Raw genomic sequence first — 26,678 nt, forward strand, 5'->3', positions numbered from 1 at the left:
AATCACTCAAGAATAGCATAGATATTTGCAAATACCTATTGACCTAGGTAAATAGGTATGGTATATTATATATAGGAGGTGAGCACATGAAGAGAAAAAAGAGAAAGAGAAAGAAAAAGGAACTCCCGGTAGACAAGCTGGTTACGCTTCTCACGGCCATCGTCAGCTTAGTCACCGCAGTAGTCAACCTCATCATAGTCCTTAGCCGATAGGCGGGACTTGAGGGCAAGCACGGTCGGTTAATCCCAAAGGCCGACCGTGTGAGTTCCTTCTCTTTCTCTCCCTTATTATAGCATAGCGCGAAGGGAGCATGTATAATCATGAGTATGTCAAGAATAACTAAAGTGACTTTGTTTCTTAGCTTGCTTTCTTTAGGGCTCAGTGTTGCTACAATCGTAATATTGCTTATGAGGTGATTTGATGAAACGGGACGATCTGATCCGCATCATACAAGAGAATGTACTAACAGCAAGCGAAGCGGTGGAAATGCTTGGTGGATCAAAGCAGAACCTTTCTTCACTGGTGAAGCGTAAGAAGCTGCTTCCAATTAAAGAGTCCGGGTCAGTTCGTCTCTTTCTCAGATCAGATGTTGAGGAACGGAAGCGAGAGGCGGAAGAGTTGCGTGAGAAGTATAGACCATATGAATGAAGTTTTGAACCCACCAGGTCATTCCGGTGGGTTTTTCTCTTTCGGCTTCAAAGGTTTTTTCGTCAGGGTTTTATAATATTCGAATGGCACGCCTTTATAATTCCATCTATTCGCTTGCTTGTCCCTCTTCTGGATAATGACTTTTATTTCCATGTTACTAACCTTCCGCTGAAACGATGACGCATACTCTTTGCATTGTTTAAGCCCTCTATCCTCAGTCTCACTATAGAAAACGTGAAGAGAGAACCCGTTTTCCATAATTTCCATTCTGTATAGGTTCATAGATGTGTATTCCTCTCGTCTAGAAAAATGCTGAAAACCATCCCTAAATCATCCCAAAAAACAACCTTGAGAGTATAAGTATACTATACAATGTAGAATGTATTCGACAATATGATATCGGTTCACAGGAACGTGTGTTCCGTGTATGATGATAGGTATATCTTTGCTACAAAGTTAATGAGCCGTTTCATGAAGTTTAGAGATGTAAAGTTTTACCTTCGGGACGTTCGACACATTACGACACAAACAGTCTTAGGAAAAAGGTATTATTTTCATATGATAAACATTAATTTTCCGAATATTTTGTATGGCTTAACCATACAAAAATCCCGGGGGAGAGCCGACGGCTCACTCAAAGATAAGATCGTAGAGTTCCTCAGCTTGGCAGCCGATGGCGTGCGCGACAGTAAGCATCGCATCTGCAGACATTTTATCGTGATTGTTTGCCCAGTTGGATATAAGGTGTCGGCTGTAACCAGTGGCGTTCACTAGATCTCTCCGCTTCAATCCGCGTTCTTTGAGTAGAATATCTATTCGGCATCTCCCGCGGGAGACTTTCAAAGATTACGCTCCTTTTAAGCTAAATATTTCCTAATCATCGAAATGAGTATAGCACAGAGAAAATAACTGTAAAAGAGTATGGCGGTAATTCTGCTTTATATTGAAAATACAGGAAAACTAAATTAAAATAAGAACACAAGTTCTCATCAAAAGACAAAAAGGGGTGTTATCATCATGGGTGAGGGTAAAAGGATTGGAATTGCAGAAGCGAGAAAACAAGCAGGTTTTACTATAGAACAAATGTCTAGGCTTATAGGCGTAACAGAACAGAGGATGATAGAATTTGAAAATGATCCAGGGAAGTTATCAACTAGAATGGCAGGGAAAATAACCAAGGCAGTGGGGAGGGGAATTGACGATATAGACTTTACAATAAATGCGGGTTATGTACTCTGTGATAGGTGTCCTTTTGGTGTCCGTTGATGGTAATACATATTCGTCATATGCGTATTAATCGTGCTTGAAGAAATTTAACTTCCTTTTAATATGCTGTTTATTTCGTATCAGTGATGCGTGTTCTATGCTAAGTATCAGCCTTCCAAGCTAATAGCGTGGGTTCGATTCCCATCACCCGCTTACTGATTCAAAAAAAGTCTCTGCATTTATAGCAGGGACTTTTTTTTGCATATTCTATAATATATCTGAGATGTTGATATGTCGTGTTAAGGGGCGATCTGAGGCACAGATTGCCTTGTATGTATTCAAGAGCCAACCCCTTTGTGTATCGCTTCACACAAAGGGGTTGGCTCTCTTATAGTTGCTTTACGCTAAAGGTCAGTGATAACCAGCTTAGTAGCGAAGATCTTTTTTACAAAAACATCAATAAATTAACGCTCGTGATGATCTGTTGCTCTCTTACGCATACCGGCCAGTCCCAGCAACCCGAGCAAACCAAGCCATCCCCAGTCCATTCCGTTGTCGCGGTCTGTTGTTGTAGCTGCATTTGTACGTACACTGTTAGTGCGGTAATCCCCATTGTTTCGGTAATCACCATTCGTACGATAGTTACCATCCATGTTCATGTTCAAGTTGCTGTTTGTACGGTCCATGTAGTTGCTGTTCTGATAAGACTTGACACGTGAACCGTTGGTATCCATTCCGTTGTTCATATGCCCTTCAGCACCTGCAGAACCAGCCATTGCGGCAACAACTAACATAGAAGCAATAATAGTTGTGGCTTTTTTCATGATGTGAACTCCTCCTTTATGTTGTACGAACTATCAAGTAATCTGCCCAAACTCACAAGAACATTATGTAGCAGGCGGAGTGTTAAGTTATGGGGGACGAACAAAGTTGCCGTGAAATACATAAGAAATAAGCCGAAAGACAAAGGTAAGTGTTAGAATATCGAAATTTCTCTTTAATTCATTACGTCAGTGTGGTAAAGTATACAAAAGCTTGCTTTGCCGGTCATGTTTCTTTGGAACGTCTGTTTATCAATGAGAGCTAAAGCTGGAGAATTGAAAGCTTACTTCCGTATTTCAAACCTAAAATAATCAGACTGCATAATTATGAATTTTTTAGATTAGTTATGAGACGTCCAAGGTGTAAAAAGTACGTGAAAAAGGTATCATGCGACAGCATATGGCTATTCATAGAAGCAGAATAAGAAAATGAATAAAAAAGCGTGTTTTTGTGATGTATTTCGGGGATAATCCCCATTTTTACTAGTAGAAAAATAAAGATTTTCGTACCATTTTATTGTATGATGTTATGAAGGTGTCAAATTTACGTGTACGAATGGAACGATCAGATGGGAGGATAAGCATGACTGAAACTATGGTAACCGCCAGCAAAAGCCAATCCAACAACCTGCTTCGGCGAGACGTGCGGTTCCTGGGCAACATACTCGGAGAAGTTCTTGTCCATCAAGGCGGCACGGAGCTTCTAGATGTCGTTGAGAAGATTCGGGAAACGAGCAAATCGTTGCGTGCAGAGTTTTTGCCAGAACTGTATGAAGAGTTCAAAACGATGATCCAGGAATTAGACTCGGACAATCGTCATCAGGTTATTCGAGCTTTCGCAATTTATTTTCAATTAGTTAATATTGCTGAACAAAACCATCGGATTCGGCGTAAACGGGATTATGAGCGTTCTGCAGGAGATGCTGTACAGCCAGGTTCGATTGAAAAGGCAGTGCAGGACTTAAAAGAACGTGGATTGTCTCATACCGAAGTAGAGGAGATTCTAGATGATTTATCACTGGAACTCGTGATGACAGCTCACCCGACAGAAGCGATGCGCCGGGTTATTCTGGATATTCATAAACGGATTTCAGAAGATGTCATGCTGCTGGACAATCCTACGCTGACGTTGCGTGAACGTGAACAACTGCGTGAGAAACTTTTGAATGAGGTTATTACGCTCTGGCAGACAGACGAGCTACGCGATCGCAAGCCGACCGTACTCGATGAAGTGCGAAACGGGATGTATTACTTTCATGAAACGTTGTTCCATGTACTTCCGGATGTATATCAGGAGCTGGAACGCTGCCTGAATAAATTTTATCCAGACCATGACTGGCATGTGCCGACGTATTTGCGGTTCGGTTCCTGGATTGGTGGAGACCGGGATGGAAATCCATCGGTAACTTCAGATGTAACATGGCAAACGCTTCTCATGCAACGCAAGCTAGCTTTGCGTGAGTATCAGCGGATTATGATTGAACTTATGGGTCATCTCAGCTTCAGCACCAACATCATCCATATCTCGGATGAACTGGCGCAGTCGATTGAGCAGGATCGCAACTGTGTTGCTTTGAAAAAAGTGGACATTTGGCGTAATGAAAAAGAGCCGTATCGCATTAAACTGGCTTACATGATTGCCAAGCTGAATAATGTTCTTGATGAGAACAAGGTAGGTCAGCCGGATCGATATAAAAATGCTCAGGACCTGATTGATGATCTGTTAATTATCGACCGCAGCCTGCGTCACCATTTTGCTGACTATGTAGCGGATACAACCGTTCGCAAAATGATTCGTCAGGTAGAGCTGTTCGGTTTCCATACAGCAGCGCTGGATGTGCGTCAGCACAGCAAGGAGCATGAAAGTGCAATGTCGGAAATTTTGGCGAAAATGAATATTGTAGATGATTACGCCCGTCTGACAGAAGACGGAAAAATCGATTTGCTTGCTCGTTTGCTGGATGATCCAAGACCGCTTACTTCTCCTTATCATCAGTACACGGAAGGAACGAGAGAGTGTCTGGATGTCTTCCGGGCAATTAAGCGTGCACAGAATGAATTCGGTACAGGCTGTATCACGAGTTACTTGATCAGTATGACACAAGGAGCAAGTGATCTACTTGAAGTGATGGTATTTGCCAAAGAGGTTGGTTTGTTCTCCAAAGGCGCAAACGGTGAAGTGATCTCTACACTGCAAGCTGTACCATTGTTTGAAACGATTGACGACCTTCATGCAGCATCCGAAATTATGCAACGGTTGTTTAACTTACCTATATATCGTGCAAGCGTGACTGGACGTAATGAGTTACACGAAATTATGCTTGGATATTCCGACAGTAATAAGGATGGCGGTGTAGTTACGGCAAACTGGGAACTGCGCGTAGCGATGAACGCGATTACGGCTGTGGGCAATGAGCATGGTGTGAAGCTGAAGTTCTTTCACGGACGCGGCGGAGCGCTCGGACGTGGCGGCATGCCACTGAACCGTAGTATTCTTGCGCAACCTCCTCATACGATTGGCGGCGGGATCAAGATCACGGAACAAGGTGAAGTTATTTCATCTCGTTATTCTCTCCAAGGAATTGCTTACCGCAGTTTGGAGCAGGCTACTTCGGCGCTAATCACAGCGGCTTTGAATGGTCTGGAGCCGCAAGAGTCAGCGTCTGAGCAAGCTTGGGATGAGATTATTAAAGACATCTCGGAAGTGTCACTGACGAAGTATCAGGATCTCATTTTCCGTGACCCGGACTTCTTCACGTTCTTTAAGGAGTCTACGCCGCTTCCAGAAGTAGGTGAACTCAACATTGGTTCACGTCCATCCAAACGGAAGGGCAGTGACAAGTTTGAAGACTTGCGTGCGATTCCTTGGGTATTTGCCTGGACCCAAAGTCGTTACTTGCTTCCGGCATGGTATGCGGCAGGTACGGGGCTGCAAAGTTACTATCAGGGCAAAGAGGAAAACCTGAACGTCCTGAAAGACATGTATGCTAACTTTCCGTTCTTCCGCACGCTGATTGATACGGTGCAGATGGCGATTGCCAAAGCAGATCTTGTAATTGCCAAAGAATACTCGGCGATGACCTCCAACAAAGAGGCACGTGATCGTATCTATGGTCAGATCGAAGCTGAATTCAAGCTGACTAAAGAGCTGATCCTGAAAATTACGGGTGAGGCTGAAATTCTGGATGATGTACCGGTAATTCAGGAATCAATTCGTCTGCGTAATCCGTATGTTGATCCACTTTCCTACATGCAAGTACAGTTGCTCAGTGAACTGCGTGACATGCGTGAACGTGGTGAGGATGATACCGAACTACTTCGGGAAGTATTGTTGACCATTAATGGTATTGCAGCAGGATTGCGGAATACAGGTTGATGTTTGATCAGTGATCATTCACACCATTTATATGGTGAATGATTTATGCAACAAAATATATATCCATCTCTCCTTTTTAAAGGTGAGACTAGACGGGACTCCTACTGGAGTTCCCGTTTTTACTGTTTTTGGAGCATATTTGACATACAGTCTTGATTTTTGACCAAAGTTGATTTACGATTTGATTGGTGAATTACAAGTGTGGACGGGTATCAGAAGACGGAAGACCCATCAGCATGTCTGGGGGAATCAGGGTGGACAATTTGGAGAACAGGCTTGTGAAGCTGGTACTCAAGGGTGACCAGAGAGCCTTCGCAGAAATCGTTGAATTATACAAGGACAAGCTGTTTCATCTGGCATATCGGATGCTGAGCAACCGTCACGAAGCAGAGGACGTTGTTCAGGAGACGTTTTTGCGTGTGTTTCGAAATATGGAAAAGTATGATCCGAATCAGAAATTCTCGACATGGATTTACCGGATTGCAACAAATTTGTGTATCGACCGGTTACGTAGAAAGAAACCTTCCTATTCACTTGATGCTGAGCTGAATGATCAGGAAGGATCTGACGGTTATGCGATGCTTCCGAGTGATGATCGAACACCGGAGAGTGAAGCACTGCTTTCCGAGACGCAAACCCTCATCCGTGAGGCAATTGATAGCTTACCAGCCAAGTATAAGTCCGTTATGGTTTTGAGATACTTACAGGACTTGTCATTACAGGAGATCAGTGATGTCACAGGTATGCCCGTAACAACGATCAAGACAAGGGTGCACCGGGGCCGTGATTTTCTGCGCAAAAAGCTAGAATATAAGTTATAACCACGATCACTCGTAATTTTGGGCAAAATAATTTGAAACATATCTGAAACGGGTGCGTATGAAATGTATGCAAGTCTTATGCATGCTTTTTGCAGGTGCATGGACTAAGTGTCTAAGGAAAGGATTGGCTCTCATATGGATTGCAACTCGGCCGTCTCTTTAATGCATGAATGTTTGGATGAGTCGTTGTCCCCGGAACAGAAGACTGAATTGAAAAGCCACTTGTTGATCTGTCCGGATTGTCGCATGCGCTTTAAAGAGTTGGAACAGACGGAAATGCTACTCTTTGCCATGAAACACTATTCACCGTCTGCCTCGGATGAGCTGACCAATCGAATTATGAATGCTCTGCCACAGCCCAAGAGACAGCAAGTATGGCTCAGATGGGTCAAAGGACACCCCGCGCTGACGGCGGCAGCCTTCTTTTTGGTCGTGATGCTCTTTAGCGCCTTCAATTTCTGGAATCAGAACAACGAAATGGTCGTTAAGGGGAACAGTCTGGATCAGCTCGTGATTCAAGGCAACACGGTTATTGTTCCAGAAGGTAAGTCAGTTGCTGGCGATCTTACGATAGAGAATGGAACCGCTCAGGTATATGGAGATGTGAATGGCAATCTGACGGTCATCGACGGACAACTGTTTCAAGCTTCTACAGCGCACGTCTCAGGTCAGGTGAAAAGTATTGATCAGGCGCTGGACTGGTTTTGGTACAAAATAACCAATATGGTAAATGAAGTGGCTTACCGCTAAGTGAGGGTAAACCTTCACGGGTATATACCAAGCAGGGTACCTCCGAATTGCGTGGGGTACTCTTTTTTTATTGCCTAAATGACAGAAAAAGTGCAAAAAGGAAGCTTATATGCAGTTTGTGACTGGAGTAACTTGCAACCTGAACGGTAACGTTATAACCTAGATAGTAATGAGAACATACTACATATAGATAAGCATTGAATAAATGCGAAGAAGGGATTATACAAAATCCCGAATGGTTAATATGAGATCAGAGTTTACTCATCAATGGGATAGCGGGGGCTGGCTTATGAATTATTTTGCTGACTTAACGTGGAAAGAGTCCATTAAGGACGTTATCGATATATTGATCGTTACCTATATAATGTACAAACTGATTTTGCTTGTGCGAGGTACACGCGCGGTTCAGCTTCTGAAAGGAATTTTGTTCCTTGTGTTGATCTGGGCGTTAAGCACATGGCTAAATTTGTATACACTTAAATGGCTAATGAACCAGATGTTTACGTTTGGGGTTGTTGCAGTGTTTATCATATTCCAGCCGGAACTCCGTCGTGGTTTGGAGCAATTGGGTCGTGGTAAACTGTTTGGACGCTCAGCCGCCGCAAGTGATGAAGAATTAACCGTGTTAATTGGTGAAATTATTAAGTCCGTTAATTATTTGTCCCGCCGTAAAATTGGGGCACTTGTCGTTTTCGAGCGTGAAACAGGACTGAATGACTACACGGAATCCGGGATCAAGATGCAATCTCTTGTCAGTTCTGAACTGATGATTAACATTTTTATTCCCAACACACCGCTCCATGATGGGGCAGTCATCATACAAGGAAAACAAATATCTGCAGCAGCTTGTTATCTGCCATTATCCGAAAATCCATTTATAAGCAAGGAATTGGGAACACGCCATCGTGCGGCGATTGGAATAACGGAGGTGGCCGATGCAATCTGTCTGGTTGTTTCGGAGGAGACAGGGCAAGTTTCACTGGCGATGAACGGACAGGTAGTTCGTGATATCAAGGAAGAGTCGCTGATTGCGAAGCTGTATGAGGAATTGCGTCCAACCTCCAATTTGAGCAAAAAGAATGCATGGTCAACCTTCTGGAAACGGAAGGGGGGACGTAACAATGGATAAATGGTTTAACAACAATAACTTTGCGAAAATACTTGCACTGGCGGTGAGCCTGCTTCTCTGGTTCATGATTCATCTGGATGAGGTACCAACAACGCCAACCATTACAACGGGGATATCCAGCAAGGTCGTTGAGCGTACTGTGCCTGTTCAGCCTTACGGGCTGGATAGTAATGCTTATGTTCTTACGTCACTTAGCACAGATGAGGTGCGACTTGAGATCAAAGGGCAGCGTTCGATGCTGACATCAATTTTTACTAATGATGATTATAAGGTTCTGGTTGATTTGAGTCAGGTTAAGGATGGTTCGAATACACTGCCGCTTGTACCTGATCTGCCTTCCGGTGTTGAAGTGGTCAGCATGGAACCGTCCATGGTGACGGTGAACGTGGAGAAATTGGGCACCAAATCGTTTAACGTGAATATTGTACCCGAAGGAGAGCCTTCGGCTGGATATACGGCTGGAACGCCCGTGGTTGAGCCTTCTGCTCCGGTTAAGGTAACTTTGCCGGAAGGACAGCTTGATGCTGTAGCGAGTGTTCAGGGCAGTGTCAGTGTGAAAGATGCGAAGGAAGATGTAATTCAGAAAAAAGTGAAGCTTCAGGCATATGATGCCGAGGGTAAATTCATCGAGAATGCAACTATATCACCCCAAACGGTTGAAGTACGAGTACCAGTCAATCAGCCCTACACAAAAGTTCCCTTGAGGATCAAATATTCAGGACAGTTACCGGAGGGTCTGGTGCTCTCATCGGTCGAGCCGAGCGTGAAAGAAGTCTCGATTTATGGGAGTGAGGAAGCACTTGCAGGTATACAGTCCTACGACCAAGCTACTCTTGATCTTACGCAATTTGCGGAGTCTGGTACCTCTACAGTTAACGTGGACTTGACGCCGCCTTCTGGTTCTGAGAAAATCGAGCCTAGTTCGATTCAGATCAAGGTAACGGTGTCCCCATATGATGAGGTGGAAAAAACGACCAAAGTCTTTCCCAACGTGCCGATTCATTTAACGGGTGTGGGAAACGGGCTGGAGGGTGAGCTGGTTACTCCAAAAAGTGGTGGGCAGAACATTACGCTAAGCGGGTCACGAAGCATGCTTGAAGGTCTAAGTGGTGATGACATCAAGCTTACGGCCAATCTCCAGGGACTTGGTGTGGGCACACATGAGATTAAACTGGAAGCTGACTTGCCCCGGTTTGCCAAGCTGGATGAGGCATCCAATAATTTAAGTGCTACGGTTAAGATCAGTGAGAAAGCGGAAGATGCGACTGCTCCTCCTGAGCAAAATTCGGGTGAAGGTGAAGATAATCCATCAGGGCCAGATCCATCACCAGCTGAAGTTGAGAATGGACAGCCAAACACGGATCCTGTAGAAGAGCCAAACGAATCGAATACGGAACAGCAGGATCAAAGCCAGCAGGGAAGTTCATCAACCAGTCGTGGTAGTGTAAACAACAATACAAGTAATAACAACAACGGTAGTAAATCTGGTTCTAATCCGTAACCGTAATTATGCATTTTTTTATTTTAAAATTTAAAAATGATATTGATGTGCTCATATATGATGAAATAGAAGGAGTTAGATCATGGGTAAATATTTTGGTACAGATGGTGTCAGAGGGGTTGCGAATAAAGAGTTGACGGCGGAGCTGGCGTACAGCATCGGACGCTGTGGTGGTTATGTGCTTGCAGGTGGAGTGGAAAGACCTAAAGTAGTGATCGGTATGGACACACGAATCTCCGGGCTTATGTTGGAATCAGCACTCGTAGCGGGTCTGTTGTCTATTGGTGCCGACGTTATTCGTTTGGGCGTTGTGTCTACTCCAGGTGTCGCTTACATTACTCGTTTGCTCAAAGCAGACGCGGGTGTAATGATCTCGGCTTCCCACAATCCCGTTGAGGATAACGGCATCAAATTTTTCGGTGGAGATGGCTTCAAGCTGTCAGATGAGACGGAGAACCGGATTGAAGAACTGATGGATGCTGTAAAAGATGAACTGCCACGCCCCGTTGGTGCAGGTCTTGGAACCGTGACGATGGATGAGCAATCTCGCTATCGTTATCTGGATTATCTGAAAACAACCGTATCTGAGTCGTTCTCTGGTCTCAAAATTATACTCGACTGTGCCAATGGTGCAGCATATGAACTGGCGCCAAAATTATTTAGTGAGCTTGGTGCTGAAGTTATTGCCATTGGCGCTGAGCCGAACGGTCTGAACATTAACGAGCAGTGCGGTTCGACTCATCCGGAGCATTTAAAGCAAGAGGTGCTGAAACATCAAGCGGATCTTGGCCTTGCTTTTGACGGGGATGCCGATCGTCTGATTGCTATTGATGAAACAGGTGCCGAGGTGGATGGTGACTTTATTCTGTGCATTTGCGGAGACGCGATGAATCGGGCAGGCAAGTTGAAAGACAGCACGGTGGTGTCTACCGTTATGAGTAATATTGGTTTCTACAAAGCAACAGAGAAGCTTGCGCTGAAAACGGCCAAAACGGCTGTTGGTGACCGCTACGTGATGGAAGAGATGCGTCGTGGAGGATATAATCTGGGCGGCGAACAATCGGGTCACGTTATTTTCCTGGATTACAATACAACGGGAGATGGCATGCTAACAGCGATTCAACTTGTCGACACATTGAAGGCTTCAGGTAAAAAGCTGAGTGAGTTGAAAGCAATCATGACACAGTACCCACAAGTGCTGGTTAACGTCCGTGTTGAAGACAAGAGCAAATACGAAGGAAATGTCGCCATCGGGGAAGCAATCGCTGCAGTAGAAGAAAAGCTGGGGGATAATGGTCGTGTGCTTGTTCGTGCATCGGGTACCGAGTCCTTGATCCGTGTTATGGCTGAAGGGCCAGATAAAGATGAGCTAGAGCAGTTCGTATCCCAGATTGCAGATGTTGTGCAAAAAGAACTGGTATAGTCTACTGAAAAAAGCCTGTTGTCATGCGATTTGAGTGTTATTTTTCACAAAATTGATTTCTTGGCATATGTTTATACAGAAGCGGATTTAATTCCATATTTTAACGATTGATTCATTGTTCCTGCGTCCTGGCTGGGTAAGACCATGGGTCTGATTATTTGGCCAGGAGCGTGGGTAAATATGCTGAAATGGTTACAGGTACTTTGCTCCATTGCAAAATGGACTTAAGGTGCATATAATAAGTGGAGTCGTCATTCAGACACGGAAAGTGAGGATTGTAAGGTTACAGTTACACAAGCGCCAGAGCTTGGAGTTGCGCGGGACGCATGTTGATGGATGTCTCTTTTGCTAATCAGGAGAGAGCATAGTAAACATGGACGGCAATCAAGCTGACGAGGTGGAGGTGTTCGGATTGTTCGGCGGGGACCTCCCGGTGATGCACCAGAGCCGTAAACCGGATCGCGGAAAATGGATGGGTGACTGTCCACACAACGCGCCGGTAGGTGCAGAGGATCAGATAAAAATTAAAATGAATGTGCGTGAAGAGCGTAAACAGTGCGCGGACGGGAAAATGATGTACATTCATGATTGCATTCGTAATAGAGCATGAACACAGCGGGACGGCAGATGGCCGTTCTGATCATTGATAACTGAATAGGAAATGATATTCATGATACGGTAAGCAATCTATCATTTTCCAATACGTCCACCTCTGCCTGTTTCTCTTCCAGACACAGTATTCATATACAAACGGAGGAACTAAATTATGTGCGGTATTGTTGGATATATTGGTAATAAGAACACTCAATCGGTATTGGTCGAAGGATTGAAAAAGCTCGAGTATCGTGGTTATGACTCTGCAGGGATCGCTGTATTTACACCGCAAGGTCTGCAAATCACTAAAGCTCTAGGACGTTTGGCGAACCTTGAAGCAAAGCTGGATGGTGCTCCGCTGGTAGGTAATGCCGGTATCGGACACACTCGCTGGGCAACGCATGGTAAACCTTCGGACGAGAATTCCCATCCACACACGGATGGAAGCCAGAAGTTCTCCGTTGTGCATAACGGTATTATTGAGAACTATCTGGAGCTGAAGGATGAGCTGATCTCTCAAGGTCACACGTTTACTTCCGAGACGGATACAGAAGTCATTTCTCACCTGGTTGCACGTGAATACAATGGTGATATTGTTAAAACTGTGCAAAAAGTGATCACGTTGTTGCGTGGTGCATTCGCACTGGGTGTATTGACAGAGCATGAGCCTGAGAAACTCGTTGCTGTGCGTCAAGCTAGTCCATTGATTATTGGTGTTGGTGAAGGCGAGAACTTCATTGGTTCCGATATCCCGGCAATTCTGGAACATACACGTAATGTGTACATTCTGAATGACGGTGAAATGGCTGTATTGACACATGATGCTGTCGAATTGATGACGATTGAGGGCAATTTTATTTCTCGGGAAATGATTCGTGTCGATTGGGATGCAGTAACCGCGGAAAAAGGCGGATTTGAGCATTTTATGTTGAAAGAGATTCATGAGCAACCAAAAGCATATCGTGATACAATGCTGGGCCGCATCGACAATGAAGGCAAAAGAGTGCAGCTTCCTGAGCTCAAAATGACGGAAGAGCAAATTAAAAACATTCGTAACATTCAGATTATTGCATGTGGTACGGCGTATCATGCAGGTCTGGTTGGACGTACAGTGATTGAGCAATTGGTTCGTATTCCGGTTGAAACGGATGTAGCTTCCGAGTACCGTTACCGTTCACCAATTGTAAACAAAGATACGCTTGTAATTGTCGTGAGCCAATCCGGTGAAACAGCAGATACGCTGGCAGCACTGCGTGAAGCTCAATCTAACGGTGCGCATGTACTGGCGATTACAAATGTTGTGGGTAGCTCGATTGCACGTGATGCAGACGATGTGATTGCTACATTGGCTGGTCCTGAGATCGCCGTAGCTTCCACTAAGGCATATACTTCCCAGCTGATCGCGTTCAACCTGCTTGGTCTATACCTTGCACAAGTACGTGGAACACAAACTCAGGATGAGATTGCACATACATTGGCAGCGATGCAAGCACTGCCTGAGCAAGTGGAATCCATGCTGAAGCAGGCAGATGCGATTAAAGGATATGCGGAGCAAATCTCCAAACATCAACATCTCTTCTTCATCGGCCGTGGTCTCGATTATGCGGTAGCCCAAGAAGGCTCGTTGAAGCTGAAAGAGATCTCTTATATCCACTCTGAAGCATATGCTGCAGGTGAGTTGAAACACGGTACACTCGCGCTGATCGAAGACGGTATCCCTGTTATTGCCTTGGCAACACAGGAGAACGTACTGGAGAAAACGGTAAGTAACATCAAAGAAGTAAAAGCACGTGGTGCGGACGTTCTGGCGATTACCTACGAAGAGCACGTAGCTCCATTGCTGAAATCCGTTGACCAAGCGTTTGCGATTCCTAAGACATTGCCGCTTCTAAGCCCAGCTCTGTCTGTTGTAGCGTTGCAATTGCTGGCATACTACGCTTCCCTCGCTCTGGGTCACGATGTCGATAAACCACGTAACTTGGCGAAAAGTGTAACGGTTGAGTAAAATCTAGGCTTGAATGAACAAACAAGAGTGTCAGTGATAAAAAGTTATGAACCAGTAACAGAGTGTTGAATTAAAATGTATGATAAATGGTTTTAAGATCGAAAAGGGAGCCCGAGAGATTGACTCGTGGCTCCCTTTTTTAGTTCTCTAAAATATACTATGCAATCTTGATTATTCGTCATAATGAAAATGCAAGGGACCGAACGAAGAAGAGGGATTAACTTCCGTATCGCGAAATTGCAAGCAAATGTATTTCGTAAAATAGTTGTTAAATCGACAACGATGTATTTTTCAACTCTGCTAATCTTTACAAAACAAAAGTAAATTAAAATTAAAGTTAAAATGAAAAGTATAAATACCCACTCTACCTTAAAAAGAAAGACGTTGGAATCCTTTCAGGGTCCCAAGTTTTTATTACATGAGCATTTGTAAACGTCCCACTCTTTAGACGCTCATTATAATTTCTTACATTTTTCTGCTTACATAAGTTAACGAAAGTGATTTAGGATAATTTTGTTAAATTTTTGTAAAGTGAAAGGAATCAAAATTTTGACAGAGAATATATAAGGTAATATATACCATTAATGGTATTCAGTGATTTGGACTTTTTCCCCTATTTAATTCCTCGAAAGATGACAAACTGTGCTTGTAATGCTCCTAATTGTGTTAATTTAAGGCGAAATATTAACACTTTATACTTCAAAGACCTAATTTAACCAAAATTTTACTATACATTCTTTGGAAATTTGATATAATTCTACCCAGGTCGACCTTCCAATTATGCAATAAAATAGAATTGGTGGGTTTTTATACATACCCAAGCTGTGTGCGAGAGACCAGTCCACTGGATACCCAGCAAGCCGGCATGCGAGGACCGACGATTGTGGTAAATGACAGCCGAGAATGTTTTGCTCGATGACGCCAGAAGGTTCAGAAAGAATGAAGCTAACCTTATCCCAATTACGATGGAGGATGAAGCGCGTGAGCATTTTTGAAAAGCTGGAATCTAACGTAAGATCTTACTGCAGAAGCTTTCCGGTAGTATTCGACCGGGCCAAGGAAGACCTGTTATATGCTGAGGATGGAAGAGCATATATTGATTTTTTTGCAGGTGCTGGAGCACTGAACTACGGTCATAACAACGATTATATTAAAGAGCGGATTCTCGATTACCTGACATCCGACCGGATTATGCATGGTCTGGATATGTACACAATGGCCAAGCGAGAATTCATCCAGAGCTTCTCGGAGCGGATCCTGGAGCCGAAGAAGCTGAATTACAAGCTTCAATTCTGCGGTCCGACGGGCACAAATGCGGTGGAAGCGGCACTTAAGCTTGCACGCAAGGCGAAGAAAAGAACTGGCATATTTGCATTCATGGGTGGTTTCCACGGCATGTCACTCGGTAGCCTTTCGGCAACAAGCTCCAAGTCGATGAGAGAAGGTGCGGGACTTCCTCTGGATGGAGTTACATTCATACCACACCCGAGTGGGGCTTTCGCAGAGATGGATACACTCGGTTACATCGAGAATATCCTGAATGATTCGCACTCCGGAGTCGATAAACCGGCTGCCATTCTGCTTGAAACGGTACAAGCTGAAGGCGGCATTCATGTCGCTGACGTAAAGTGGCTACGTGGATTGCAACAGATTTGCCGCAAGCACGATATACTGCTCATTACCGATGAGATTCAAGTCGGCTGCGGTCGAACGGGTGAATTTTTCTCCTTCGAACGTGCGGGGATTGAGCCGGATCTTGTTACCCTGTCAAAGTCGATCAGCGGGTACGGCCTGCCAATGTCCCTTCTGCTCTTGAAGCCTGAACTGGATCTTTGGACGCCAGGAGAACACAACGGTACCTTCCGCGGCAACCAGCTCGCTTTTGTGGCTGCCAAGGCTGCTCTTGAGTTCCGGGATAGAGCCGATTTGGAAGAACAGGTGAAGCAAAAGGAAGAGTTCGTGCGCTCGTTCCTTGATAAAGAAATCAAACCTCTACATCCATCCATCACCATCCGCGGGATTGGCCTGATCTGGGGCATTGACGTTTCGGGCTTCACGGATGAAGCAGGGGCGAAGCGAATGTCGGAGATCAGTTTCGAGAAAGGACTTATTATTGAAAGGGCTGGCAGAGGGGACCTTGTCTTGAAAATCATGCCTCCGCTAACTGTTTCCATGGAGAATCTGGCTGCTGGTTGCAATATTATCAAGTCTAGTATTCAGCAGGTAATCTCTCAAGAGGCCCAGCGTTTGCTGGTAACGACCTAAGCTTGGGCAAACGGATAGGCACTTCCGACAATAGGAATGGAAATTTCTTTGAGGGGTTGCTCGGCACTGGTGTTCAGATGATGTTTTGCTCCTATAGGAATTCCACTGAGAAATTCCTTGGTACCGTCAGGTAACATGGGAATTCACTGCTAATCCTAGAGCTAAACCATTCATCGAATAAAGAGCATTTTTGGGAGTCTCATGAAATACCATCTTCACATGTAATCATCGGGAAAAGATCACTACCCCGCAGCCTGATCTTGACTTATCCACATCGGGACTGCGGGGGAATGCACTAATCGTACATAGAGTGTATCCATGCCCCTTAACATAGGTTTTGATCAAGGCAACTCCGTTGCTAAATCCGGAGGTACGGCTAATTTCCTGCCGGCCTACTGGAATCCTACAGCACGTCTTACATCAATGGGAGGAACCTCCCTTGTCCACCTCTAATTCCAATTCCGAATCCAAGGTTAACTCAAGGTCCGTTTTCGGACGGCCGTGTTCACAGTAAACATATTGAAGCAAGGGAGCCAGTAACAGCTGCGCCTTTTGCGTAAACGATGTCTTTATATTTTTTCAAGCATGGGAGTCGTTCGGGACAGTTGCCAGGCAGAAGATTGTCATATGCGATCGATTGGACAAGCAAAGCGGTGATTTGGCATAAGCCATTGCTATTGTTGTCACATTTTGAAAAGGCGGGGAGCGTTGCTTCGGCATAGGCTCTGCCGGATTGCTTTTACCGATGAAGAGAGGGGAACGATCCAGGTGGCTTTTGAAAAAGAAACGTTGTTTTGGAACGAAAAACTCGGTAGTGATGATGATATTTTGACGCGGTTGCCTTACAGCAAAACTCAAAGCCCTTTAAGACCCATGATGACAACCATTAGTGGTTCGCTCTCAGAGAAAGCATCGCAGCGTGTCCTGCAAATGAGTAAGGGAGCTCCGCTGGCAACGTTTATGATTATGCTTGCTGGTGTTCAGTCACTTTTATATAAATATATAGGCGCTTCCGACATTTTGGTTGGTATGCCAGTTGTACCGAAAAAAACGGAACAGCGCCGATCCATTAATCATACTGTCATATTAAAAAACTCGTTTTCGGCGGGCGCGACTTTTAAAACACTTCTGAGTGAATTGAGGACTTCCTTACCGGAAGCGATTCAGCATCAACATATTCCGTTCTCGAAAATGACAGAGAAGCTGGACCTACAATATGCGGACGGGAAGCCCATCATCCATACACTAGTCTCTCTCAAGGAGCTACATACGGATGAAATCGCACAATATGCGGTCACGGATTGTTCTTTTGAGTTCAGCATAACCGGCGGGACAATACAGCTAGCTCTTTTATACAACGAGCATTTATATGATTCTGAATTCATGACTCGGGTTGTTGGTCATCTCAACAGCTTGCTAACTGTGGGTCTCCACGAGCTGGAACTGGACATCGTGAAGATTGATATGTTGTCCGAAGATGAGAGATTTCAATTGCTCCAAAGCTTTAACGATACCAAGCAGGACTATGCCTGGGAATGGACAATTCATCAACTCGTAGAAGAACAGGTACAGCGGGTGCCAGAAGCAACAGCAGTTGTTTTTGAGAATCAGCAACTTTCATATGCGGAGTTGAATGAACGGGCCAACCGGCTGGCGAGAACGCTTCGATCCGTCGGCGTGTTACCCAATCAATTGGTCGGCTTGATGATAAGGCGATCGCTGGAGACGGTTGTTGGTATTTTGGCAGTTCTAAAAGCTGGCGGTGCTTACGTGCCCATTGATCCCGAATACCCGGAAGAACGAATCCGTTACATTCTGGAGGACTCTAACGCGCAACTATTGCTAACTCAAAGGGAACTGATGCACCAGGTACCTTTCAAAGGGACTGTACTTGCACTGGATGACGAGAACTCCTATAGCAACGATGGGGCGAACCTGGAGCCATCTAGCGGCCCGAATGACCTTGCTTATGTCATCTATACGTCAGGTACAACAGGTAAACCCAAAGGGGTTATGCTGGAGCATCGGGGCTTGGTAAGCTTGAAATTGATGTTCGCAGACAGGCTTCGTATTACGGAGCGAGACCGAATTGTTCAATTCGCCAGCCTGTCATTCGATGCATCCTGCTGGGAAATGTTCAAAGCGCTCTATTTTGGTGCGACTTTGTACATTCCTACGGCCGAAACGATTCTCGACACCCGTTTGTTCGAACTTTATATGAATGAGCATGCAATTACAGCGGCGATTTTGCCGCCGACGTACAGCGCTTATTTGAACCCGGATCGCCTCCCTAGTTTAACGAAACTCGTAACCGGAGGCTCGGCGGTATCAGCCGAATTCGTGCAACAGTGGAAAACGAAGGTCCACTATTTCAATGCTTATGGCCCTACTGAAGCATCCATTGTTACGACACTTTGGGATGCAGACGAGGAGCAGTCGGAACACAGAGTGATTCCGATCGGGCGGCCACTGGCGAATCACCAGATTTTTATTTTGGATGCTCAACTGCAACTTGTACCTCCAGGAGTGGAAGGTGAGTTGTGCGTTGCGGGAGTGGGGCTTGCGAGAGGTTATCTGAACCAACCAGAGCTAACAGCAGAGAAGTTCGTGGAACATCCGTTTGCACCGGGAGAACGTCTTTACCGTACGGGAGATCTCGCCCGCTGGCTCCCAGACGGAAATATGGAGTATTTGGGCCGGATCGACCATCAGGTGAAAATCCGTGGATTCCGAATCGAGATTGGAGAGATCGAAGAGCAACTTCTGAAGATTGACTCCGTGCAGGAGACAATCGTGATGGCACGGGAAGGCAAAAGCGGTCAAGAACTGTGCGCATACCTGGTCGCGAGCCACCCGCTTACACTAGGTGAACTGAGAAGCACGCTGGCGCAAAACTTGCCGAATTACATGATTCCGGCGCATTTCGTTCAGCTTCCACGGATGCCCCTTACACCGAACGACAAAATTGACCGAAAGGCTTTGCCTGTCCCAGAAGGAAATGCACTAATTGGAGGCGAGTACGTTGCTCCCCGAAATGAAGTGGAGCGGACCCTTGCCGATGTATGGCAAGCCGTATTGAACGCTGATCGCGTTGGGGTAACCGATCATTTCTTTGAGCTGGGTGGGGACTCGATTAAGTCCATCCAAGTATCTTCGCGTCTTCATCAAGCCGGATACAAGCTGGAAATCAGGGATTTGTTCAAATATCCAACGATCTCACAGCTCAGTCTGCATGTGAAAACCATTGGACGTACCATTGATCAAGGAGAAATAACGGGTGAAACAGTGCTGACGCCGATCCAGCAATGGTTTTTCGAGAGCTCTTTTGTGGATGCACATCATTTCAATCAGTCGGTGATGCTGTACCGGAAGGAACGCTTCGACGAAGAAACGGCAGGACATGTACTGCAAAAGCTGGCCGAGCATCATGACGCTTTGCGAATGGTATTCCGTAAGACGAAACAAGGGTTCAGCGCACGGAACCGAGCGATTCAGGAAGGCGGGCTGTTCACGCTGGATGTGTTCGACTTCAAGGAGGAGCAACACACCGGGCAGGTTGTGGAAGCCAAGGCAACGGACATTCAAGCGGGTATTGATCTGGAGAATGGGCCTCTTATGAAAGCGGGACTGTTTCAGTGTGCGGATGGTGATCATCTGCTACTGACGGTTCACCATGCCGTGGTGGACGGTGTGTCTTGGCGTATTTTGATGGAGGATTTCGCACTGGGTTACGAGCAGGCAGTCAAAAACGAGGACATTCGTTTCCCGGCGAAAACGGATGCATACCGCACTTGGTCAGAACAATTGGCCGCTTACGCACAAAGTGAGGAGCTTGCGAAGGAGCGTGCCTATTGGCAGGACGTGGAACAAATTGAGGTTCCGGCCATACCGAAGGATATGGAGACGGACATGACAACGCAACAAGACAGCGAATCACTATTCGTCCGTTTGACTCCCGAAGAAACAGAGCTGTTACTGAAGCGGGTTCACCGAGCTTATAACACTGAAATGAACGATATTTTAATCACGGCGCTCGGCATAGCTATTCGCAATTGGACAGGACACGAACGTGTGCGGATCAATCTCGAAGGACATGGACGTGAATCCATTGGAACAGATATCGACATTAATCGCACAGTTGGCTGGTTTACGACCAAGTTCCCAGTGGTCCTAGAGCCGGAAAGCGATCGGGATTTGGCCTACCAGATTAAACAGGTCAAGGAACACTTGCGCCGCATTCCTAACAAAGGGCTTGGGTATGGCTTATGCCGTTATCTTTCTAAGTCGGAGGATGGCTTTGTTTGGGGCGCAGAGCCGGAAATTAATTTTAATTACCTCGGTCAGTTCGACGATGATGTCAATCAAGATGAGATCGGCATATCTTCTTATTCCAGTGGCAGCCCGGCTAGTGATCGTCAGGCCCGCAGCTTTGTGCTGGATATTAATGGCATGGTGCTGGACGGAGCTTTATCGCTTGATCTTAGCTACAGTCGCAAGCAGTATCGGAAGGCAACGATGGAATTTTTCGCTCAAGGGCTTGAGCAAAGTCTCCGAGAACTCATAGCGCACTGTGTAGGGAAAGAACATACCGAATTGACACCAAGCGACGTACAATTTAAAGGTTTGACCATTGCAGCATTGGAGCAAATCGCTCAGCGCTCCGGTCATCTCGGAAAGATCGAAAATATTTACTCGCTTACGCCGATGCAAAAGGGCATGTGGTTCCACAGCGCGCTTGATCAGCAAACAGCCGCTTACTTCGAGCAGACGCGGTTTACGATGCGGGGAGCACTCAATGTTCAGCTTTTCGAGAAAAGCTGGATGGAGCTTGCAAAACGACATTTGGTGTTACGGGCGAATTTTGTGAAAGGTCCGACAGGGGAGCCGTTGCAAATTGTGTACCGTGATAAACCGGTTGGCTTCGAATATGAAGAGCTGCTTCATTTGCAAATGGATGAAAAACAGGCCTATCTGGACAAAAAGGCTGAGGATGACAAACTTCGCGGCTTCGACATGGAACATGATGCACTCGTTCGGTTTACGATCCTGCGTACTGAAGAGCAAAGCTACCATGTATTGTGGAGTTTCCAGCATATTTTAATGGATGGTTGGTGTCTGTCTCAGCTGACACAGGAGCTGTTTGAGGTGTATTCTGCTTTGATCTCTGGTGAGCAACCGGTGGTAGATAAAGGAGCAGATTACGGCTCTTATATCGAATGGTTGGAGAAGCAGGACGATAAGGCGGCATCCGATTACTGGATGACATTCTTGGCAGGCTATGAAGGGCAAACGCTACTCCCTGGGCAAAAGGAATCAGCGCCGCATAACAGATTTAAAGCTGATCACGTTACTGCCCAGCTAGGCAAGGAGTTAAGTGAACGGATGGATCAGGTAGCGAAACAGCATCTAGTTACCGTAAATACGCTTTTGCAAGCTGCATGGGGTGTGATGTTGCAAAAATATAACGGAACTCACGATGCCGTATTCGGTAGCGTTGTAGCTGGAAGACCGGTAGAAATTCCAGGCGTCGAGTCCATGATTGGTCTGTTTATCAATACAGTTCCGGTTCGTGTTACGAGTGAAGCCGACACCGTGTTCGCCAACCTGATGGTGAAGCTCCAGGAGCAGGCGCTGGAGTCGGGGCGTTATGATTATTATCCACTGTATGAAATTCAAGCCCTCAGCTTGCAAAAGCAGAACCTGATCAACCATATTATCGCTTTCGAGAATTATCCGGTAGACGAACAGATGGAGCAAGCAGGCGACCAGCAACATGGCGAGCTGACGATTGCTGATGTTCAGATGGAGGAGCAGACGAACTATAACTTCAATGTGACAGTGGCACCAGGAGCCGAGATTGAAATTCGATTCGATTTTAACGCTGAAGTGTTCGACAAAGAGAGTATCGAGCGGCTTAAGGGGCATCTCGTGCATCTGCTGGAGCAGGTGACGGCTAATCCGAAAATTACGGTGTGTGAGCTGGAACTTGTGACGGAGGCGGAAAAGACGGAACTTCTCGAACGCTTTAATGATACCACCACAGATTTCCCTCGCGATAAGACGCTCATTCGCTTGTTCCAAGAACAAGCGGAGCGCATCCCAGATGCAGCTGCGGTCACCTTTAATGGACAAGAGATGACCTACCGCGCTCTGAATGAACGTGTCAACCGCCTTGCCCGTACCTTACGTAGTCACGGGATAACCCGAGGAGGACTAGTCGCTATTATGGCTGAACGTTCCATTGAAATGGTAGTGGGTATGCTGGCGGCACACAAAGCCGGAGCGGGTTACGTACCGATTGATCCGGAATATCCCGAGGAGCGTATCCGTTTTCTGATCGAGGATTCGGGAGCACAGGTCATGCTGACCCAAAGCCGCTTGCGTGAACGTCTGGCAGATTCGGACTCCGTGATCTTATTGAATGATGAATTTTTCTATCATGAGGACTGCACTGATTTAAATCCGGGCACGGAAGCGACAGATCTGGCATGCATCATCTATACGTCAGGCACGACGGGCAAGCCGAAAGGCAACCTTGTCTCGCACCGCAACATCGTGCGTATCGTGCGAAATACGAATTATATCGACATCACCGAGCACGATCATGTCCTCCAGCTTTCGAGTTATTCGTTTGACGGAGCGATCTTCGATATTTTTGGTGCTTTGACCAACGGAGCACGGTTGGTGCTGGTTCCCCGTGAGACTGTGCTGGAGATTGGCCAGTTAGCGGAACTCATTCAGCGCGAGCATATCTCGGTGATGCTGATAACGACGGCTTTTTTTAACGTGCTTGTAGATGTGAACATCGACTGCTTGCGGAATGTCCGGGCAATATTATTCGGAGGAGAGCGGGTGTCGGTTGGCCATGTGCGTAAAGCGCTCGCTCATATCGGACCGGGTAGACTTAACCACCTTTATGGCCCATCGGAAAGCACGGTGTATACGACATACCTTCCGGTCGATTTCATTGATGACGCAGCGGTTACCGTTCCCATCGGAAGACCTATCAGTAATACAACGGTGTGTATCGTCGACAGCCGGAACCAACTTCTGCCGATCGGTGTGGCTGGCGAATTATGCGTTGGTGGAGAAGGCTTGGTACAGGGCTACAATAACCGGCCTGAGCTGACGGCGGAGAAATTTGTGGAACATCCGTTTCAACCGGGAGAGCGCATGTACCGGACGGGGGATTTAGCGAAATGGTTGTCGGACGGTACAATCGAATACGTTGGACGGACGGATGATCAAGTGAAAATTCGTGGCTTCCGAATTGAACTCGGCGAGATTGAAGCTCAGCTTCAGAAAGTGGAGGGAATTCGGAAAACAACGGTATTTGCAAGGGAGAATGCTTCAGGCGAAAAGCAACTTTGTGCTTATTATGAAGCTGACGTTGAGCTTCCAGCGGCTGAGGTGAAGAGTGTACTTTCCCAGGAGCTGCCGGCCTATATGATTCCGTCGTACTTGATTCAGTTAGAGCAACTCCCGCTGACAACGAACGGCAAGGTTGACCGCAAGTCTCTCCCGGCGCCAGAGGAGCACCTACAGCCAGGCGAAGAGGGGACTCCACCGCGGACTCCACTCGAAGCCAGTCTGGCTGATATTTGGAAAAGTGTGCTCGGACTTACGCGCATTGGTGTTCATGATAATTTCTTCGACCTCGGCGGCCATTCACTTCGGGCGACAACACTGGTAAGTAAGGTTCACCAGGAGTTGAACGTTGAGTTGCCTCTGCGGGACGTATTTCGTTATTCGACGCTTGAAGAGATGGCTCTTGCCATATCAAGGATCGGAGAGAAGACGTTCTCGTCGATTCCGTTGGCAGACACAAGAGCATATTATCCACTATCATCAGCCCAGAAGCGGTTGTTTATCCTGAATCAGCTGGAAGGTGCTGATCAGAGCTACAACATGCCTGGTGTACTACTGGTGGAAGGAACGATTGATCGGGGTCTGTTGGACAAGGCTTTCCGCGGACTGATCGCACGGCACGAAACGCTGCGAACCGGCTTCGAGATCGTGCAAGGCGAAGCAGTACAGCGCATTTATGAGAGTGTCGACTTTGCTGTGGACTACTGTCATGCGAACGAGGAAGAAGCGCCTGACGTTGTACAGGCCTTCATCCAGCCTTTCGACTTGGCGAAGCCTCCACTGCTGCGAGCGGAACTCGTAGAGCTGGCGACCGAACGTTATTTGCTGATGTTTGACATGCACCATATCATCTCCGACGGGGTTTCGATGGACGTATTCGTCGATGAACTCGTTCGTCTATACGGCGACGAGACATTAGAGCCTTTGCGCATTCAATACAAGGACTATGCGGTATGGCAGCAGTCAGACGAGCAAAAGGAGCAGTTGAAACGTGAGGAAACCTATTGGTTGGAACGTTACCAGGGCGAGCTGCCGGTGCTGGAAATGCCAACGGACTATCCGCGTCCTGCCGTGCAAAGTTTTGAAGGACAGACATTAACATCTTTCGTGAATGAGGAAACGAACGAAGGTTTGAAGCAGCTGGCTGCTCAAAGAGGAACGACGCTGTATATGGTGTTACTTGCGGCATATACCGTGCTTTTGCATAAATACACAGGTCAGGACGATTTGATCGTCGGAACGTCGATTGCGGGCAGAACACATGTAGACACGCAGCCCTTAATCGGAATGTTTGTCAATACGCTGGCGCTTCGTAATTATCCGACGTCAGAAAAAACCTTCCTTTCGTATTTGGACGAAGTGAAAGAAACGACTTTAGGGGCTTACGAGCATCAGAACTATCCGTTCGAAGAGCTCGTCGATAAAGTACAGGTTACCCGGGATCTGAGCCGCAACCCGCTCTTTGATACCATGTTCTCCCTGCAAAACTTGGAAGATAAAAAGATAGAACTGAAAGGACTGAAGTTATCACCGTACCCTAGTGACTACGGGTCAGCCAAGTTCGATTTGAGTGTAGATGTTACAGAAGAAGACGGTGTGTTGGAGTGCAACTTTGAATTCGCAACGGCTCTTTATAAAGAAAGCACGATTCGAAGGTTGCAGGCTCATTTCGGACATTTGCTTGCGAAGATCGTAAGCCGCCCGGATGCTAGGATTGCTGAGCTACACCTGTTGACCACAGCGGAAAAAGAAGAAATGCTCCTTACGTTTAATCCGGCGCAACCGGAAGCAGAAACGACTCCAGCGGTTGCATTCCACCGTTTGTTCGAGGAACAGGCACAGTGCGCACCGGAGTCAGAGGCCGTCGTGTACGAAAACGATCGTCTAACGTATGCGGAGCTAAACGAGCGGGCAAACCGTTTGGCGGCTACGCTACGTGCAAGCGGCATCGGCCGGGAATCCATCGTTGGCATTCTTGCCGAACGTTCAGTGGATTTGCTGGTAGCCGTGCTCGCTGTCTGGAAAGCAGGCGGCGCGTATGTCCCGCTCGATCCGGATTACCCGGCAGACCGCGTGCGCTTCATGCTCGAAGACAGCGGAGCGAAGGTACTGCTTACGCAAACGCCACTGCGAGAGCGTGCCGAAGCTTGGCTGGGCGAAGAGGAACTGGCGCTGGCGGCAGTAGTGTATCTCGACGACGAAGCAACCTATAGCGAGGAGCGGGCCAATGCGCCGATGAGTTCTGGTATGGCGTCAGGAGCTGTCTCCAGCATGGGCTCTAGCGTGGCCTCTGGTACGGTTTCCAGCAAGCTGACAGGTCTTGTTGACAACGGTGATACACGCTATCCGAATGGTGTTGGCATGGGTGATTTCCACGAAGTCCGCCCAGAGGATCTGGCCTACGTAATCTACACGTCGGGAACGACAGGACAACCCAAAGGCGTCATGATCGAGCACCGCAGCCTGGTCAATACGGCGGCAGGATACCGACGGGAATATCGTTTGGATCAGTTCCCGGTGCGGCTATTGCAGCTGGCCAGCTTCTCGTTTGACGTATTCGTGGGCGATATCGCACGCACGCTGTACAACGGAGGAACGATGGTGATCGTGCCGAAGGATGACCGGATCGATCCGTCTCGTCTGCACCATTGGATCGAGCAGGAGCAAGTGACTATATTTGAATCGACGCCAGCGCTGATTGTGCCGTTTATGGAATATGTGCATGAGCAAGGGCTGAATATGAGTCAGATGGAGTTACTCATCACTAGTTC

At 46.7% G+C, this 26,678-nt stretch carries 17 protein-coding genes; 14 read left to right on the forward strand and 3 right to left on the reverse strand.

Going from position 1 to position 26,678, the window contains the following annotated elements; translation table 11 throughout:
- Nucleotides 1-86 precede the first annotated feature (86 nt).
- Nucleotides 87-212 carry a hypothetical protein gene (locus tag ABIE27_RS29700; protein WP_429352143.1) on the forward strand — a complete coding sequence of 42 codons (126 nt, stop codon included), beginning with the start codon at nucleotides 87-89 and terminating at the stop codon, nucleotides 210-212.
- 208 nt (nucleotides 213-420) lie between these two features.
- On the forward strand, nucleotides 421-648 hold the full coding sequence (locus ABIE27_RS29705; RefSeq protein WP_429352144.1) for a helix-turn-helix domain-containing protein: 228 nt from the start codon (nucleotides 421-423) through the stop codon (nucleotides 646-648).
- 18 nt (nucleotides 649-666) lie between these two features.
- Here ABIE27_RS29705 and ABIE27_RS29710 read toward each other — a convergent pair whose 3' ends face one another.
- Together ABIE27_RS29710 and ABIE27_RS29715 are read right to left on the reverse strand one after the other, a co-directional pair.
- Nucleotides 667-801, reverse strand: a complete 135-nt coding sequence (locus ABIE27_RS29710; protein WP_429352145.1) for a hypothetical protein — start codon at nucleotides 799-801, stop codon at nucleotides 667-669.
- Between the two features lie 477 nt (nucleotides 802-1,278).
- Nucleotides 1,279-1,491, reverse strand: coding sequence for a helix-turn-helix domain-containing protein (locus tag ABIE27_RS29715; protein ID WP_429352146.1), 213 nt, complete (start codon nucleotides 1,489-1,491; stop codon nucleotides 1,279-1,281).
- Nucleotides 1,492-1,665: 174 nt separating this feature from the next.
- Here ABIE27_RS29715 and ABIE27_RS29720 point away from each other — a divergent pair, with 174 nt between their 5' ends.
- Nucleotides 1,666-1,914, forward strand: a complete 249-nt coding sequence (locus ABIE27_RS29720; protein ID WP_429352147.1) for a helix-turn-helix transcriptional regulator — start codon at nucleotides 1,666-1,668, stop codon at nucleotides 1,912-1,914.
- Nucleotides 1,915-2,318: 404 nt separating this feature from the next.
- Here ABIE27_RS29720 and ABIE27_RS29725 read toward each other — a convergent pair whose 3' ends face one another.
- The gene (locus ABIE27_RS29725; RefSeq protein ID WP_123065971.1) at nucleotides 2,319-2,678 is read right to left on the reverse strand and encodes a WGxxGxxG family protein; all 360 of its coding nucleotides are present in this window, start codon (nucleotides 2,676-2,678) and stop codon (nucleotides 2,319-2,321) included.
- Nucleotides 2,679-3,258: 580 nt separating this feature from the next.
- On the opposite strand from ABIE27_RS29725, the gene ppc reads away from it, so the two are divergent.
- The 11 genes from ppc to ABIE27_RS29780 all read left to right on the forward strand — a co-directional run.
- A complete protein-coding gene (gene ppc, locus ABIE27_RS29730; protein WP_123065970.1) occupies nucleotides 3,259-6,051 on the forward strand; it encodes a phosphoenolpyruvate carboxylase in 2,793 nt (930 codons plus the stop codon).
- A gap of 254 nt (nucleotides 6,052-6,305) precedes the next feature.
- Entirely contained in the window at nucleotides 6,306-6,872 is a 567-nt protein-coding gene (sigW, locus tag ABIE27_RS29735; protein WP_090924356.1) for an RNA polymerase sigma factor SigW, read from the forward strand.
- A gap of 135 nt (nucleotides 6,873-7,007) precedes the next feature.
- Entirely contained in the window at nucleotides 7,008-7,622 is a 615-nt protein-coding gene (locus ABIE27_RS29740) for a zf-HC2 domain-containing protein (RefSeq protein WP_123065969.1), read from the forward strand.
- A gap of 289 nt (nucleotides 7,623-7,911) precedes the next feature.
- Complete coding sequence (gene cdaA, locus ABIE27_RS29745) at nucleotides 7,912-8,751, forward strand: diadenylate cyclase CdaA (RefSeq protein WP_090924354.1); 840 nt, start codon at nucleotides 7,912-7,914, stop codon at nucleotides 8,749-8,751.
- Nucleotides 8,744-10,252 carry a CdaR family protein gene (locus ABIE27_RS29750; protein ID WP_429352148.1) on the forward strand — a complete coding sequence of 503 codons (1,509 nt, stop codon included), beginning with the start codon at nucleotides 8,744-8,746 and terminating at the stop codon, nucleotides 10,250-10,252. The genes cdaA and ABIE27_RS29750 overlap by 8 nt, the downstream gene beginning before the upstream one ends.
- A gap of 82 nt (nucleotides 10,253-10,334) precedes the next feature.
- Nucleotides 10,335-11,675 carry a phosphoglucosamine mutase gene (glmM, locus tag ABIE27_RS29755; RefSeq protein ID WP_429352149.1) on the forward strand — a complete coding sequence of 447 codons (1,341 nt, stop codon included), beginning with the start codon at nucleotides 10,335-10,337 and terminating at the stop codon, nucleotides 11,673-11,675.
- A gap of 373 nt (nucleotides 11,676-12,048) precedes the next feature.
- Nucleotides 12,049-12,285, forward strand: a complete 237-nt coding sequence (locus ABIE27_RS29760) for a hypothetical protein (RefSeq protein WP_123065966.1) — start codon at nucleotides 12,049-12,051, stop codon at nucleotides 12,283-12,285.
- 156 nt (nucleotides 12,286-12,441) lie between these two features.
- Nucleotides 12,442-14,274 (forward strand): glutamine--fructose-6-phosphate transaminase (isomerizing), encoded by a 1,833-nt coding sequence (gene glmS / locus ABIE27_RS29765; RefSeq protein ID WP_123065965.1) that lies wholly within the window; start codon nucleotides 12,442-12,444, stop codon nucleotides 14,272-14,274.
- Nucleotides 14,275-15,255: 981 nt separating this feature from the next.
- Nucleotides 15,256-16,539 carry a diaminobutyrate--2-oxoglutarate transaminase gene (ectB, locus tag ABIE27_RS29770; RefSeq protein WP_429352150.1) on the forward strand — a complete coding sequence of 428 codons (1,284 nt, stop codon included), beginning with the start codon at nucleotides 15,256-15,258 and terminating at the stop codon, nucleotides 16,537-16,539.
- Nucleotides 16,540-17,102: 563 nt separating this feature from the next.
- Complete coding sequence (locus tag ABIE27_RS29775; protein ID WP_161556996.1) at nucleotides 17,103-17,261, forward strand: hypothetical protein; 159 nt, start codon at nucleotides 17,103-17,105, stop codon at nucleotides 17,259-17,261.
- Nucleotides 17,248-26,678, forward strand: a 9,431-nt coding sequence (locus ABIE27_RS29780; RefSeq protein ID WP_429352151.1) for an amino acid adenylation domain-containing protein, incomplete at its 3' end; no start/stop codon positions are given. The genes ABIE27_RS29775 and ABIE27_RS29780, both read left to right, overlap by 14 nt.

Source organism: Paenibacillus sp. 4624, assembly GCF_050435065.1.
Lineage (GTDB): Bacteria > Bacillota > Bacilli > Paenibacillales > Paenibacillaceae > Paenibacillus > Paenibacillus amylolyticus_D.

Excerpts from the sequence above, each read along its gene's own strand:
- ABIE27_RS29700 (WP_429352143.1), top strand. The coding sequence starts at position 87 with ATGAAGAGAAAAAAGAGAAAGAGAAAGAAAAAGGAACTCCCGGTAGAC.
- ABIE27_RS29705 (WP_429352144.1), top strand. The coding sequence starts at position 421 with ATGAAACGGGACGATCTGATCCGCATCATACAAGAGAATGTACTAACA.
- ABIE27_RS29710 (WP_429352145.1), bottom strand. The coding sequence starts at position 801 with ATGGAAATAAAAGTCATTATCCAGAAGAGGGACAAGCAAGCGAATAGA.
- ABIE27_RS29720 (WP_429352147.1), top strand. The coding sequence starts at position 1,666 with ATGGGTGAGGGTAAAAGGATTGGAATTGCAGAAGCGAGAAAACAAGCA.
- ABIE27_RS29725 (WP_123065971.1), bottom strand. The coding sequence starts at position 2,678 with ATGAAAAAAGCCACAACTATTATTGCTTCTATGTTAGTTGTTGCCGCA.
- ppc (WP_123065970.1), top strand. The coding sequence starts at position 3,259 with ATGACTGAAACTATGGTAACCGCCAGCAAAAGCCAATCCAACAACCTG.
- ABIE27_RS29740 (WP_123065969.1), top strand. The coding sequence starts at position 7,008 with ATGGATTGCAACTCGGCCGTCTCTTTAATGCATGAATGTTTGGATGAG.
- cdaA (WP_090924354.1), top strand. The coding sequence starts at position 7,912 with ATGAATTATTTTGCTGACTTAACGTGGAAAGAGTCCATTAAGGACGTT.
- ABIE27_RS29750 (WP_429352148.1), top strand. The coding sequence starts at position 8,744 with ATGGATAAATGGTTTAACAACAATAACTTTGCGAAAATACTTGCACTG.
- glmM (WP_429352149.1), top strand. The coding sequence starts at position 10,335 with ATGGGTAAATATTTTGGTACAGATGGTGTCAGAGGGGTTGCGAATAAA.
- ABIE27_RS29760 (WP_123065966.1), top strand. The coding sequence starts at position 12,049 with ATGGACGGCAATCAAGCTGACGAGGTGGAGGTGTTCGGATTGTTCGGC.
- glmS (WP_123065965.1), top strand. The coding sequence starts at position 12,442 with ATGTGCGGTATTGTTGGATATATTGGTAATAAGAACACTCAATCGGTA.
- ABIE27_RS29775 (WP_161556996.1), top strand. The coding sequence starts at position 17,103 with ATGTCTTTATATTTTTTCAAGCATGGGAGTCGTTCGGGACAGTTGCCA.